General features: G+C 31.0%; 14 protein-coding genes. 8 read left to right on the forward strand and 6 right to left on the reverse strand.

Annotated features, from left to right (window positions below; all coding sequences use genetic code 11):
* Positions 1 to 250: 250 nt before the first annotated feature.
* On the reverse strand, positions 251 to 1,354 hold the full coding sequence (locus VKY41_RS11385) for a Glu/Leu/Phe/Val family dehydrogenase (protein WP_500814578.1): 1,104 nt from the start codon (positions 1,352 to 1,354) through the stop codon (positions 251 to 253).
* Between the two features lie 148 nt (positions 1,355 to 1,502).
* Here VKY41_RS11385 and VKY41_RS11390 point away from each other — a divergent pair, with 148 nt between their 5' ends.
* Positions 1,503 to 3,257: an ABC transporter ATP-binding protein gene (locus VKY41_RS11390; protein ID WP_500814579.1), complete on the forward strand. Its 1,755-nt coding sequence runs from the start codon at positions 1,503 to 1,505 to the stop codon at positions 3,255 to 3,257.
* Between the two features lie 136 nt (positions 3,258 to 3,393).
* Positions 3,394 to 3,789, forward strand: a complete 396-nt coding sequence (locus VKY41_RS11395; RefSeq protein ID WP_500814580.1) for a PUR family DNA/RNA-binding protein — start codon at positions 3,394 to 3,396, stop codon at positions 3,787 to 3,789.
* Between the two features lie 60 nt (positions 3,790 to 3,849).
* Here the strand turns inward: VKY41_RS11395 and VKY41_RS11400 are convergent, their stop codons facing one another.
* From VKY41_RS11400 to VKY41_RS11410, 3 genes are read right to left on the reverse strand one after another with little or no spacing between them, the layout of a single operon-like run.
* Complete coding sequence (locus VKY41_RS11400) at positions 3,850 to 4,881, reverse strand: lysophospholipid acyltransferase family protein (protein WP_500814581.1); 1,032 nt, start codon at positions 4,879 to 4,881, stop codon at positions 3,850 to 3,852.
* A complete protein-coding gene (locus VKY41_RS11405) occupies positions 4,878 to 5,792 on the reverse strand; it encodes a bile acid:sodium symporter family protein (protein ID WP_500814582.1) in 915 nt (304 codons plus the stop codon). The genes VKY41_RS11400 and VKY41_RS11405 overlap by 4 nt, the downstream gene beginning before the upstream one ends.
* A gap of 3 nt (positions 5,793 to 5,795) precedes the next feature.
* Complete coding sequence (locus VKY41_RS11410; RefSeq protein ID WP_500814583.1) at positions 5,796 to 6,131, reverse strand: tRNA-binding protein; 336 nt, start codon at positions 6,129 to 6,131, stop codon at positions 5,796 to 5,798.
* Between the two features lie 144 nt (positions 6,132 to 6,275).
* Here VKY41_RS11410 and VKY41_RS11415 point away from each other — a divergent pair, with 144 nt between their 5' ends.
* The 3 genes from VKY41_RS11415 (at position 6,276) to VKY41_RS11425 (ending at position 9,485) form a co-directional block, all read left to right on the forward strand.
* Positions 6,276 to 6,833, forward strand: coding sequence for a thioredoxin family protein (locus tag VKY41_RS11415; protein ID WP_500814584.1), 558 nt, complete (start codon positions 6,276 to 6,278; stop codon positions 6,831 to 6,833).
* Positions 6,834 to 7,040: 207 nt separating this feature from the next.
* On the forward strand, positions 7,041 to 7,538 hold the full coding sequence (locus VKY41_RS11420; protein ID WP_500814585.1) for a hypothetical protein: 498 nt from the start codon (positions 7,041 to 7,043) through the stop codon (positions 7,536 to 7,538).
* Positions 7,539 to 7,574: 36 nt separating this feature from the next.
* A complete protein-coding gene (locus VKY41_RS11425) occupies positions 7,575 to 9,485 on the forward strand; it encodes an adenylate/guanylate cyclase domain-containing protein (RefSeq protein WP_500814586.1) in 1,911 nt (636 codons plus the stop codon).
* Positions 9,486 to 9,488: 3 nt separating this feature from the next.
* On the opposite strand, the gene VKY41_RS11430 is transcribed toward VKY41_RS11425, so the two are convergent.
* Positions 9,489 to 10,721, reverse strand: a complete 1,233-nt coding sequence (locus VKY41_RS11430) for a glycosyltransferase family 4 protein (RefSeq protein ID WP_500814587.1) — start codon at positions 10,719 to 10,721, stop codon at positions 9,489 to 9,491.
* Between the two features lie 6 nt (positions 10,722 to 10,727).
* Positions 10,728 to 11,201: a heme-binding domain-containing protein gene (locus VKY41_RS11435; RefSeq protein WP_500814588.1), complete on the reverse strand. Its 474-nt coding sequence runs from the start codon at positions 11,199 to 11,201 to the stop codon at positions 10,728 to 10,730.
* A 37-nt stretch (positions 11,202 to 11,238) separates the two neighbouring features.
* On the opposite strand from VKY41_RS11435, the gene VKY41_RS11440 reads away from it, so the two are divergent.
* The 3 genes from VKY41_RS11440 (at position 11,239) to VKY41_RS11450 (ending at position 13,453) form a co-directional block, all read left to right on the forward strand.
* Positions 11,239 to 11,820 carry an adenylosuccinate lyase gene (locus VKY41_RS11440; RefSeq protein ID WP_500814589.1) on the forward strand — a complete coding sequence of 194 codons (582 nt, stop codon included), beginning with the start codon at positions 11,239 to 11,241 and terminating at the stop codon, positions 11,818 to 11,820.
* Between the two features lie 90 nt (positions 11,821 to 11,910).
* Positions 11,911 to 13,254, forward strand: coding sequence for an adenylosuccinate lyase (gene purB / locus VKY41_RS11445; protein WP_500814590.1), 1,344 nt, complete (start codon positions 11,911 to 11,913; stop codon positions 13,252 to 13,254).
* A gap of 1 nt (position 13,255) precedes the next feature.
* Entirely contained in the window at positions 13,256 to 13,453 is a 198-nt protein-coding gene (locus tag VKY41_RS11450; protein ID WP_500814591.1) for a hypothetical protein, read from the forward strand.
* Positions 13,454 to 13,466 lie beyond the last annotated feature (13 nt).

Genomic DNA, 13,466 nt, shown 5'->3' on the forward strand with positions numbered 1-13,466 from the left:
ATCTTTGTTCTTTATCAAAACTATCGCTTTCTCCTCCTTTAAAGGAATAAATAGTTTGCATGACTTTTATTCTAATGTGTCTTCTGTTAAGCATATGTACAAAGAACTAAATGTTTCAATATTAAATTGTAATTAATATGGGTTTGTTGTTTTAAGTAACACTTTTTAAAGGCTTTACTTAAATTTTTAATAAAAAAGGCGAAAGTAACAATAACTTTCGCCTTGCAAAAATAATATTATTTTAAAGAAATTATCTCTTATTCTCCTTTTTTCTTATGTCAATTCTATTTTGAGCAATATTTAAAGCTGCTTGATTTGTGGTAATATTATTTGTCTTAGCATTATTTAATATTTCCAAAGTAGTATTGTAAATGTTTTCAGTTTTACGAATAATTTCTTTTTTGTCGTAACCTTCTAATTCAGCATATACATTTATAATACCTCCAGCGTTAATTAAAAAGTCTGGTGCGTAAACAATTCCTTTTTCTTGTAAAAGTTTCCCGTGAACTTGTTCAACGGCTAATTGGTTATTTGCAGCTCCAGCAATTACTTTAGCCTTGAATTTATTTATGGTATCGTCGTTAATGGTTGCTCCAAGAGCACATGGTGCGTAAATATCCATTTCTTCAGAATACAAGTCGTTACCGCGGTATATGGTTACTCCGTACTTAGATTTAATTTCTTCTAAACGCTCTTCGTTAATATCAGAAATATAAACTTTAGCACCTTCATCCGTTAAATGTCCAACAAGAGCTTCACCTACATTACCTATACCTTGAACATAAATAACTTTATCTTCTAATACATCTGTTCCAAATCTAAATTTAGCAGCAGCTTTCATTCCCATAAAAACTCCGTAACCAGTAATTGGAGATGGATTTCCCGCCCCACCAATAGCTTCAGAAATACCTGTAACATAAGGCGTTACCTCTCTAACTGTATCCATATCAGCAGTAGTCATTCCAACATCTTCCGCAGTTATATATTTTCCGCTTAATGAATGAACGAATTCACCGAATTTTTTCATTAATTCTGGTGTTTTCTGAGTTTTTGCATCTCCGATAATTACCGCTTTACCTCCACCTAGATTTAATCCAGTAATTGCAGATTTAAAAGTCATTCCTCTTGATAATCGAAGTACATCATTTAACGCCTCCCACTCATTGGTATAATTCCACATTCTAGTCCCCCCTAAAGCAGGTCCTAAAACCGTATTATGGATTCCAATTATTGCTTTTAATCCTGTATCTTTGTCGTTGCAAAACACAACTTGTTCATGATTATCGAATGAAAGTTGACCGAAAACAGGATCGGCCTTATAAAGTTCGCTTGTATTGATAACGTCTGTAACCATTTTGATTTTTATTTTAAAGTTATAAGTTGTGTTTTAATGATAAATCATTAAAAACAAAGGGCAAAATTAATCCATTAATAAGGTATTCACAAATTATTAATGCCAAAAAGCGAATTTGTTAAAAACTTTATTCCTTTTAAACAGATAAATGAAAGAATTACAACATCTTAACAAGTATTTTATAAAATATAAATGGCAACTAGTTATAGGTATTTTAATTACAATTGTATCTAAAATATTTTTGTTGTTTACACCCGAATTAATAGGTTCATCAATAGATGTTGTTAACCAATATATTCAAGGCGAAGTAACAGATATTGCAGTTGTTAAAAAGGAATTACTTATTAATATTCTTTACATAATTGGAGCTGCCTTAATTACGGGAGTACTTACTTTCTTTATGAGGCAAACTATTATTAACGTGTCTCGATTTATTGAATATGATTTAAAAAATGAAATCTACCAACATTATCAAAAACTATCATTAAAATTCTATAAAAACAATAGAACAGGAGATTTAATGAATAGAATTAGTGAAGATGTTGGACGTGTACGTATGTATGCGGGTCCTGCAATTATGTATAGTATTAACACCGCTACGCTTTTTATAATTGCTATTGGTTTCATGTACAAACAAGCACCTTTACTAACACTCTACACTATAATTCCCTTGCCCATTTTATCGTTTATTATATACAAATTAAGCAAGGAAATTCATAAAAGAAGCACCATAGTTCAACAATATTTATCACATTTATCATCTTCTACTCAAGAATCGTTTAGTGGAATTTCAATTATAAAAGCTTATGGTTTAGAAAATGAAACCTCAAAGAGTTTTAACGAATTATCGGAAACTAGTAAACAAAAACAATTAAATCTAGTAAAAGTAAATGCGTTTTTCTTTCCAATGATGATTTTACTTATTGGTATAAGTAACTTAATTGTAATTTATATTGGAGGGCTTCAATACATGGAAGGAACTATAAGTTTAGGTGTTATAACTAAATTTATCATTTATGTAAATATGCTTACATGGCCAGTAGCAACGGTTGGTTGGGTAACTTCCATTATACAACAAGCTGAAGCTTCGCAAAAACGTATTAATGAGTTTTTAAAAATTACTCCAGAAATCACAAATACGGCAGAGGAGCCTTCAAATATAATTGGTGATATTGAGTTTAAGAATGTACATTTCACCTATAACGACACGAATATTGAAGCGTTAAAAGGTATTTCGTTTAAACTTGAACATGGAAAAACCTTAGCTATTATTGGAAAAACGGGATCTGGAAAATCAACAATACTTGACCTTATTGGCAGACTTTACGATATAGAAAAAGGCGAGCTACTAATAGACCATAAACCGATACACCAAGTTAATTTAACCAGTTTAAGAGACAGCATTGGTTATGTACCGCAAGATTCCTTTTTGTTTTCTGATAGTATTAAAAACAACATAAAATTTGGTAAAGAAGATGCTACTGACGAGCAAGTTATTCAGGCAGCAAAACACGCGCAAGTACATAAAAATATTATAGGTTTTAATAAAGGTTACGATACGGTTTTAGGTGAAAGAGGCGTTACACTTTCTGGAGGACAAAAACAACGAATTTCTATTGCGAGAGCTATTGTGAAAAATCCAAAGATTTTACTTTTTGACGATTCACTATCTGCCGTAGATACAGAAACAGAAGAAAAAATACTAAACCACCTACACTCCATTGCCAAGGGAAAAACAACAATTATTGTTAGTCACAGAGTTTCCTCGGTTAAAAATGCCGATCAAATTATTGTAATGGACGACGGTAAAATTGTTCAATCAGGAACTCACGACAAGCTTATAAATGCAGATGGATATTACCAAAACCTTTACCTAAAACAACTAAGTGAAAACAATAAGTAATAAACTAAGTCTCTAACAGTTGATTTAGATTAGTTTTCCAACAAAAAAATAAGATTAAAAGTATTGACATAAATTGTTGGTTGGTAATTGTTTTTTTTAGATTTTTGAAAAACTTTTATAAAACAACAATACGATTATGGATAATAATGATATGATGGAGAAAGAAGAAATTTTTTCTAAAGTATTAAGAGCTGGAAGGAGAACGTATTTCTTTGATGTTAGATCTACAAAAGCAGGAGACTATTATTTAACGGTTACTGAAAGTAAAAAATTTACAAACGACGATGGATCGTTTCATTATAAAAAACATAAAATCTACTTATACAAAGAAGATTTTTCAGAATTTACTTCTATTTTAAATGAAATGACCGACTATATTATTAATGAAAAAGGAGACGAAGTTATAAGTGAGCGTCATCAAAAAGATTTCAAAAAAGAATATGAAAATGACGATTCGGATAATGAAGTAGTTGACATAAATAATATTCCGTCAACTGAAAAGTTCACCGATATTGATTTCGATGATATTTAGGATACTTTAAAATTATTTTAAAAGCCATTACTTTGTAGTGGCTTTTTTTATTGAAAATATTTAAAGCTTCACACTTAAAAGTCCAATAAAAAGAGTAGAAAAAAGGTAAGCCACCCCGAAAAGCATTCCAAAATTAAGAGCTACAATAACACTAAGTAATAAAATCCAAAATGGCACTATAGTCAAGACTAGTGCAAATCGAAAAGTTCCTATAAATTCTAACTCTTTAATTTTTGGTTTAATAGCATATTTCCAAATAACAAACGGCATAAACAAATTAAGAATTAGTAATACTTTAAAAACCTGTTTAATCCAATTGACAGTTTGTTTTGGTTTTGATTCACAATCTTCAAAATTAGTTTTCAAACATCGATTTACTGACTTCGGATTTAAATAATCCACATTCAAAGCATTAAGTTTTGCTATGGTTTCATCATATCTCGTTGGGTCAACATGCGTAGTCAAGCCCTTAATTTTACTTTGTACAGTCTTCTTTATGACATTAATTTCTTCATTAGAAAACTCTGAAACAAACAATTTAACTGGTATAGGTTTCCCATAATACAAAGCTACACTGTCACCAAAAACAGTAGCTTCCCTATAGTTTAAACCAATTGGAACTACTTGTAAATCTAACTCAGGGTAAGTACTTAAGGTTTCAAAAACAATTCTAACAAAGCCCTTACTTAGAGGTCTAACTGTTCTATTTAGGTTATGGTTTCCTTCTGGAAAAAGCGCCACGGCCTGATTCATTTTAAATTTATCGGTGCAAGTTTTAAAGGTGGAATTGTTTTTACTAATCGTGCTCCAACCATCTCTAACTCTATAAACTGGCAACATATTAACTCCACTCAACAACTTAGCAACTAATGGCTTTTTAAATACGCTAGCTCTAGTTAAAAAATATGAAAACCTTCCTGAGGTTACGCCAATTAATAAAGCATCTAGTAGTGCGTTTTGATGGTTAGACACAAATAAAATTGGTTTGTTTTTAGGAATATTTTGTTCCCTAACCACCTTTATTTTTTTGTAATAAAAAAATAAGCCCAAACCTACATAAGCTCTAACTATATGTAACCAAACTGTTTTCAAGAGATTTCAAGTATTTTTCTGTCTTTAAAAGACCAATAAAACGAAATTATTAAGCCAGAAACAATGTGCCATACACCCCAGAATGCAGCTAAAATAGCCATCCCTCCTAATCCGTTAAAAAAAGTAAAAATCAATAAAAGTCCTAATCCGGAATTTTGAATTCCCGTTTCTATGGCTAAGGTTTTCTGGTTCTCATATGATAAATTGAATGCTTTGGCTACTGTAAATCCCAATAAAATAGCTAATAAATTATGAAGAATGCCTATCCAAATTACATGATGTGCATAAGAACTAAATACATCTAAATTATTACTAAAAGCGAAAATAACAATCAGTACAAAAACAATTATTGATAGAGGTTTTAATCGTTTAGATATTAAAAATGCTAGCTTTTCGTTTTTAGATCTTAACAACATTCCTAATACCAACGGAATTCCTAAAATAAAAATAACAAGCTCTAATAGGTCAAACGGATTAAGTTGCACTTTCTTCAACAAAATAGAAGTTGGCTCGTACAAAAAACCATAAAACTGAAAATTAAAGGGAGTCATGAAAACCGCAATAAAAGTAGAGAAAGCTGTTAAACTAACCGAAAGAGCCGTATTTCCATTTGACAAATGTGTCATAAAATTTGAAACATTTCCACCTGGGCAAGCAGCAACCATCATCATACCAAGAGCAATACTAGGTTGGGGTTTGATTGCTAAAACAAGTAAAAAAGTAAGAAAAGGCAATAGAATAAACTGCAGTAAAACCCCTATTAAAACCAATTTAGGTTGTTTAAATAGGCGTTTAAAGTCATCTAAGGTGATGCCTAAAGCAACTCCAAACATAATAACAGCAAGAACCAAGTTCAAAATCCAAAGCCCTTGACTATCAAAATTAATTTTTACTTGGTCCAATTCTCCCATAAATTATTGAACAGTTGTACCGTTTTTTACTTTTATTTCAGGATTTAAAAGAATTACATCTTTTCCATCCACAGCTCCTAAAACCAAGCACTCACTCATAAAAGAAGCTATTTGTTTTCTAGGAAAATTTACAATGGCCACAATTTGTTTGTGCAGCAAGTCTTCCTTTTTATAAATGGTCGTTATCTGAGCTGAGGTTTTTTTTATACCCAAGTCTCCAAAATCTATAATTAGTTGGTAGGCCGGCTTCCTGGCTTCAGGAAAATCGGATACTTCTAAAATAGTTCCTACACGTAAGTCTACTTTTGCAAAATCTTCAAATTGAATAGGGTTACTCATTACTAAGAAAAAATTGGTTGGGTTTTAAAAGTGGAAAATACATTTTTTTTATTACAAAACGCATGACAATATTAGTATATTCAAGAAATTCTTATCATTTGGTTTGTGGATTTTAATTGCTATTTTTGATATAAACATATAAAAATGGCCAGAACTTCTTCAAACATGCTTCCTTTAGGAACTACAGCTCCCCCTTTTAATTTAATGGATACGGTAACCAATAAAAACTATTCTTTAAATGAATTAAAAGGGTTAAAAGCAACAGTTATTATGTTTATCTGTAACCATTGTCCCTTTGTCAAACATATTAATACTCAATTAAGTCAGTTAGCAAAGAATTATAAAAGTAAGGGTGTTGAGTTTATTGCTATTTCAAGTAATGATGTAGAAAATTATCCACAAGATGGGCCGGATAAAATGAAACAAAACGCCTTAGAACAAGAATTTATCTTTCCTTATTTATATGATAGATCACAAGAAGTTGCCAAAGCTTACAAAGCGGCTTGCACTCCAGACTTTTATGTTTTTAATCAAGATTTAAAATTGGTTTATAGAGGACAATTAGACGATTCTAGGCCAGAAAATAACATACCGGTTACCGGAAACGATATTCGACATGCTTTAAACTGTTTACTAGAAAACAAAGAAAACACTAACATTCAAAAACCAAGTATTGGTTGTAACATAAAATGGAAAAACTAATTTTAAGTAAAAAAACGAATAAATTATAAACTACTTTATATCAGATTATTAAAAAATATTCACTACATTTAAGTATTGACTTTTATTCCCTTTCAACAGCACTAAACTCCCCTATCTTATTGTGCACATTGATTATTAGCTTAAAGTGATTTACTTTTTTTTGTTTAAGAAAGTTAAATCTAGTACTAACTAATAAACAGAAATAACATGACATCACTTAATAGGTTTTTTATTTTTCTTGCCTTTGTTTTATTTTCTTACAGTCAAAACATTTATTCTCAAACCATCTATACCATATCGTTATACGTAGATACAGAAACCATTACCAACGAAAACATTAACGAGGTTTGCTCTTTTAAAATTGAATCTCCTAATCGAGAACCAGTTACATATATTGGCGATTTAACAAAATTCATCATTCATGTTAATGCTCGAGATACTATTATTTGGCGAGGAGAATCAACTAGTAACCCAAATGATGACGAAGTACATATTTATTCAATAAACTATTACGACGGCGAAAATGTTTTTGACAGAGAAGTATTGTACGCAGGTGAAAGGACTCCTGGAATTGTAAAAGGCACTGTAAAAAAAGGAGCAAAAGGATACGAAGAAAAATATTCCATTAATTTTAATGTGATTAATTCAGGAAGAATGCAAAATGCCACCTTTGAAATAGACCCTAAAATTTCTGTAAAACCTTAATTAAATGGTCACCTAATAAACTGAAATACATCAGATATGAAAAACCTATTTCCAAATAGAGCTTGCCTGCTCATTGGTTTTTTATATTTATTTAGCCTTTATGGATTCTCTCAAAACTCCACTTATATAGATAGTTTAAAAGCTGTATATAGACAAGGAAAATTTAAAAAGCAGGATAAACTAAGAATCTTAACTGAACTTGCTTCAGAAGAACGAGATCCAAACATTAAACTAAGCTATAGCGAAAAATTAATTGCTTCAGCAGATGAAAACGACTCCTTAAAATATCTCTTTCTCGGTTACTTAAACAAAGGCACAGCTCTAAGACTTAAAAGTGACTTCTCACAAGCATTGAATAGCTATTTTGAAGCCGCCAATATTGCCAATAAAAATAAAATAGAAAGAGACTTAGGTTTAGTAAATATTGCTATTGCAGATGTATATTCCTTAATGGAAAATCATAAAAATGCAATTAGCTACTATGAAATTGGAATTGAATTATTAAAAAAAATAGGAGATTCTCTAAATTTTGCCAATGGTCTATCTAATTTGGGTGATGAGTATTTTATGAATAAACAATACGACCAAGCCATCATTTATTTTATGGAATCCGGCCATATATTCAAAAAAATAAATTCTTTAGAAGGCACTGCTTTTAACCTAGGAAATATGGGAATGGTTTATGCGCAAAAAGGTAAGGACAACTTAGCTAAAGCACATATTAACGAAGCCATCCAAATTTTAGAGAAATTGGAATTGTACTACCCAATTTCGGTATACTTAACGTATATGTCCGATATTTATCTAAACCAAGACAACCGAGCCGCTGCTTTAAACTATTCAAAAAAAAGTTTAGAACTAGCTATTAAATATGGATTAAAAGAACAAATAAGTGAAGCTGCCTTGCAAATTTCAAAACTCTATGAAGATGCCGGAAACTACAAAAGCTCATTAAGTTACTTTAAAGATTACTCCAAGTTCAAGGACAGTGTAAACAACCTAACTAAGGTTCAAGAAATGGCAGATTTACGAACAGATTTTGAAGTATCTCAAAAACAAATTGAAGTAGATTTATTAACCCAGCAGAAAAAAAACCAAGAAATTGAGGTAGCCTTACTTAATCAGCAAAAAAGAAATCAAAAAACTATAGTAATTGCTACTATCATAGCCTTACTTCTAATATGTATGCTGGCATTTGGACTTTATAGAAGGAATAGATATATAAACAAAACAAAGAAAATTATTGAAGGTGAAAGAAACAGATCGGATAATTTATTATTGAACATTTTGCCGGCACAGACAGCTTTGGAATTAAAAAAACACGGAAAAGTACAAGCAAAGAAATTTGAATTAGTATCTGTTATGTTTACAGACTTTAAAAACTTTACCAATTATTCTGAAAAATTATCACCAGAAGACTTAGTAAAGAGTGTAGATTTCTATTTCTCGAAGTTCGACGAGATTATTGAAAAGTATCAGTTAGAAAAAATCAAGACTATTGGAGACTCTTACATGTGTGCAGGAGGATTACCATTCCCATCAAAAGACCACGCCATAAGAATAGTACTTGCCGCACTTGAAATTTCAGAATTTGCTAGAGAAACTAGAAAATCGAATACGAGAAACATAATGCCATTCAACCTTAGAATTGGCATTAACACAGGACCAGTGGTTGCCGGAGTTGTTGGAACTAAAAAGTTTGCTTATGATATTTGGGGAGACACTGTAAATATTGCCTCTAGAATGGAAGCCACCTCATTGATAGATAAAATAAATATATCTGAAAACACCTTTCAACTAGTTAAAGATGCTTTTGAATGTGAGTTCAGAGGGGCTTTTGAAGTTAAAAACAAAGGAGAAATGAATATGTATTTTGTAAATGGCATTAAGGATAAAGCATTTTACAACTTCGTAAACACAAAAAAAATCCTTAATGATATTCAGTAGGCACTATTTATTCTTTTCTTCAATCCATTTACTCATATATTTCGTGCTTTGCAGATAATGATGCTGAAGCATTTGTCCTGTAAAATTGGTTAATCGGTGTTTATTAAGATTTTTCCTAATTTCAAACATCTTACCGAGAAACTCTTTCTTAAAATGATCTTTCTGAAAACGTTGGTTAATAATTTCAAATCCATTTTGTTGTTTTTCCTTCCAAACATTTTCATCTAAATACAAGAAAACACTTTTTTCTACAAATTTTTGAGGATCATCTTCCACAAAACCATTAGGCTGTAATTTACCAAACATCCCTTCTGCTCCTATACTTGTAGTAACACAAGGTGTACCATTTTCCATAGCATCCACTAACTTGCCTTTTAAGCCAGCACCAAAACGTATAGGCGCTAAACACACCTTTGCCTCTTGCATGACATCAGAAACTTCATTGGCAAAACCTTTTATTAAAAAACCTTCTTTTTGGTTATGCAACTGATTTACTTTTTGTGATACATAAGCTCCGTATATATGAAGTTCTGCTTTAGGAAGTCGTTTTCTAATTAAAGGCCAAATGGTTTCTTTTAAATATAAAACAGCATTATAATTTGGTTCATGAAGAAAATTTCCAATACTAATAAAATTTTGCCTATTCTTAAATTCAGGAAGTTTCTCAGTTTGAAGGATTGAGATTTTATCCAATAAAAACGGTAAATAACACAACAGCGACTCCGGGACATCAAAATCTGATTTAAGAAGACTTATTTCAGCTTCAGAAATAATTAAACTTAAATCGCATCTGTAAATACTAGCTATTTCACGTTTTGAAGTATCGTTAAACAAATACTCTAAACTAAAAGTTTTTCCTGCTTTTAATGCTAACTGCCTGCCCTTACGTAAACCATGTAAATCTTCCGTATCTAAAATTCGCAACGCATTTGGGCACTGTTCTACTACACGCCAACCAAACTGTTCTTCCATCATGAACCTATCAAAAAGAACAACATCTGGGTTTAATTTTTTTATAAATTCATCAAAACTAGAATTATTCAACTCTATAGAAACCTGATTTATACCAATACTTTCAAGATTAAAAGCATTGTCACTTTTAGCACAAGGACTTGCAAAAGTTATGTTGTAATTTTCGGATTGAAATAAGTCAATAATTTGCAACATCCTACTTCCTGCCGCCGAACTTTTAGGCTCTGGCCAAACATAACCAATAACTAATAAACTTTTATTCATAAATTTTTATTGAGGCCTTGGAGCCAAACTATATTTAAATCGTACTTGATTTGCCCATTCAACCATTTGTTTTATTTGATTATCCGAAAGTTTAGCTTCTTGATGTGTCCACGTATAAGAAGCTAAAGGCATTTCCCTAGATTCTACCATTTCTATAAGTTCTTCAATTTTATGATCTTTTTTCTTAATGGATAATCCTTCCCAATTAGACATGTTAAAATGATTTTTACCTTCATTAATATGCTCGGCTAGCCAATAGTTAACTGGAGTAATATTGTTATACCATGGATATTTAGAATGATTACTATGGCAATCGAAACAACTTCCTTGTAAAATAGCTTTAATATTTTCTGGAGGATTAGTATCACTTAAAAATGGTTCTACAGAAGCTAAATCTCCTTCATTTTTATCTGGACCAAAAAATTGAGCGACAACAAATACTATTAACACTACGAACAATATTTTTTTTATAGTTTTCATTTCTATTAATTTCAGATAATAAAAATAAGTATTTCTTGTGACTAAGGACCAACTTTACGCCGAATTAAATTACGTAAATCATTCGCGAGAAAAGCGTTTATACTATGCTAATTTAATTATTGAAAACACAGATTTACTTCCCTCTTTATTAAATATTTTATTTATGGTGGATGATAAAATATCCTATCGAGCTGCTTGGGTTTTGGAATTTGTTTGTTCTGAAAAGTTAGAAATTATCCTCCCGCTCATGGATGACTTTACAAAAAACATGCACAAAATTTACTTAGATCCGGCTGTTAGGCCTGTTGCTAAAATTTGCGAACATTTAGCCATAGCTTACTTTTCAAAACAAGAAAACAACATGCAAACAAGGTTAAGTTCAAAACACAAGGAACGAATTATTGAAACCTGTTTTGATTATTTAATTAACGACGAAAAAATAGCACCAAAAGCATATTCCATGAACACACTTTTCCTTTTTGGAAAGGAGTTTGATTGGATACACCCAGAATTAGCATTGATATTAGAACGCGATTTTCACCTACAGAGTTCAGGTTTTAAAGCACGAGCTAAACATATATTAAAGAAGATAAATTACTTCATATTTCATAATTCATAAATCGACTTTCGCAAATCATTTCCTTATCTTTGCTTCTTTTAAAAACGCATTGGATTTTTTATTAAAAATTCACTAAAACCAACACAACACATGTCTTTAACATCTTTAAATGCTATTACTCCTATTGACGGACGCTATAGGGATAAAGTAAACGAGTTAGCTCCTTATTTTTCTGAAGAAGCTTTAATTAAATATCGTGTACAAGTAGAAATTGAGTATTTTATTGCTCTATGCGAGCAACCTTTACCTCAACTTGAATCTTTTAATTCTAATTTATTTGATGAATTACGAGCAATCTATAAAAACTTCACAACTTTAGATGCTTCAGCCATTAAAGAGATTGAAAAAACTACAAATCACGATGTTAAAGCCGTTGAGTATTTTATAAAAGATAAATTTGCTGCTTTAGGTATTTCAGAATATAAAGAGTTTATTCATTTTGGATTAACATCACAAGACATCAATAACACGGCCATTCCTTTAAGCATTAAGGAGGCAATGAACGATGTTTATGTACCTGAATATTTTATTCTTCATAAAAAAATAAAAGAATTAGCTAAAGATTGGGAGAACATTCCAATGCTTGCCAGAACACATGGACAACCAGCCTCACCTACTCGTTTAGGAAAGGAAATAGAAGTTTTTGCGGTGAGAATGGAAGAGCAATTTAATTTGTTAAATGATATTCCAAGTGCAGCTAAATTTGGTGGAGCAACCGGTAATTTTAATGCACACAAAGTAGCTTATCCTAATATTGACTGGAGAGCTTTTGGTAAGAATTTCGTTCAAGGAAAACTTGGTTTGCATCATTCGTTTCCTACTACGCAAATTGAACATTATGACCATATGGCTGCTTTGTTTGACTGTTTAAAACGAATAAACACCATATTAATCGACTTAAATAGAGACATTTGGACTTATGTTTCAATGGATTATTTTAAACAAAAAATAAAAGCTGGTGAGGTTGGTAGCTCTGCTATGCCACATAAGGTAAATCCTATTGATTTTGAAAACAGCGAAGGGAATTTAGGTATAGCAAACGCTATTTTCGAACATCTATCAGCTAAACTCCCAATTTCAAGATTACAAAGAGACTTAACAGATAGTACCGTTTTAAGAAATGTAGGAGTTCCATACGGACACACACTTATTGGATTTAAATCTACTTTAAAAGGATTGAATAAATTACTTTTAAACGAAAGTAAATTTGCTGAAGATTTAGAAAACAATTGGGCAGTTGTGGCTGAAGCCATACAAACTATTTTACGTCGTGAGGCTTACCCTAATCCTTATGAAGCTTTAAAAGGATTGACACGAACAAATGAAAAAATAACTCAGACATCTATTTCAAATTTTATTGATACCTTAGAAGTCTCGGATTCTATTAAAACTGAATTAAAAGCAATTACACCTAGTAATTATACAGGAATATAAAATGATTTTAACAGACAAACAGTCATTATTAATTTGCGCTATTGTAACATTTGGATTTTCCATTTTGGGAATTATGGATGCTTTAGGCAGTTATGTGGTTGTGGCTATACTTGTAATCTTGTTTTTACTTGTGGTTGTTAATTTGTTACTGAATAAGCAATTGTTTGATAAAGATGACGATGCTGAAACTCTCAACTAATAGATTTAAACTA

This window comes from Xanthomarina sp. (assembly GCF_035306605.1).
GTDB lineage: Bacteria > Bacteroidota > Bacteroidia > Flavobacteriales > Flavobacteriaceae > Xanthomarina.

Excerpts from the sequence above, each read along its gene's own strand:
- VKY41_RS11435 (WP_500814588.1), bottom strand. The coding sequence starts at position 11,201 with ATGAAAACTATAAAAAAAATATTGTTCGTAGTGTTAATAGTATTTGTT.
- VKY41_RS11425 (WP_500814586.1), top strand. The coding sequence starts at position 7,575 with ATGAAAAACCTATTTCCAAATAGAGCTTGCCTGCTCATTGGTTTTTTA.
- VKY41_RS11390 (WP_500814579.1), top strand. The coding sequence starts at position 1,503 with ATGAAAGAATTACAACATCTTAACAAGTATTTTATAAAATATAAATGG.
- VKY41_RS11420 (WP_500814585.1), top strand. The coding sequence starts at position 7,041 with ATGACATCACTTAATAGGTTTTTTATTTTTCTTGCCTTTGTTTTATTT.
- VKY41_RS11450 (WP_500814591.1), top strand. The coding sequence starts at position 13,256 with ATGATTTTAACAGACAAACAGTCATTATTAATTTGCGCTATTGTAACA.
- purB (WP_500814590.1), top strand. The coding sequence starts at position 11,911 with ATGTCTTTAACATCTTTAAATGCTATTACTCCTATTGACGGACGCTAT.
- VKY41_RS11395 (WP_500814580.1), top strand. The coding sequence starts at position 3,394 with ATGGATAATAATGATATGATGGAGAAAGAAGAAATTTTTTCTAAAGTA.
- VKY41_RS11415 (WP_500814584.1), top strand. The coding sequence starts at position 6,276 with ATGGCCAGAACTTCTTCAAACATGCTTCCTTTAGGAACTACAGCTCCC.
- VKY41_RS11410 (WP_500814583.1), bottom strand. The coding sequence starts at position 6,131 with ATGAGTAACCCTATTCAATTTGAAGATTTTGCAAAAGTAGACTTACGT.
- VKY41_RS11385 (WP_500814578.1), bottom strand. The coding sequence starts at position 1,354 with ATGGTTACAGACGTTATCAATACAAGCGAACTTTATAAGGCCGATCCT.
- VKY41_RS11405 (WP_500814582.1), bottom strand. The coding sequence starts at position 5,792 with ATGGGAGAATTGGACCAAGTAAAAATTAATTTTGATAGTCAAGGGCTT.
- VKY41_RS11430 (WP_500814587.1), bottom strand. The coding sequence starts at position 10,721 with ATGAATAAAAGTTTATTAGTTATTGGTTATGTTTGGCCAGAGCCTAAA.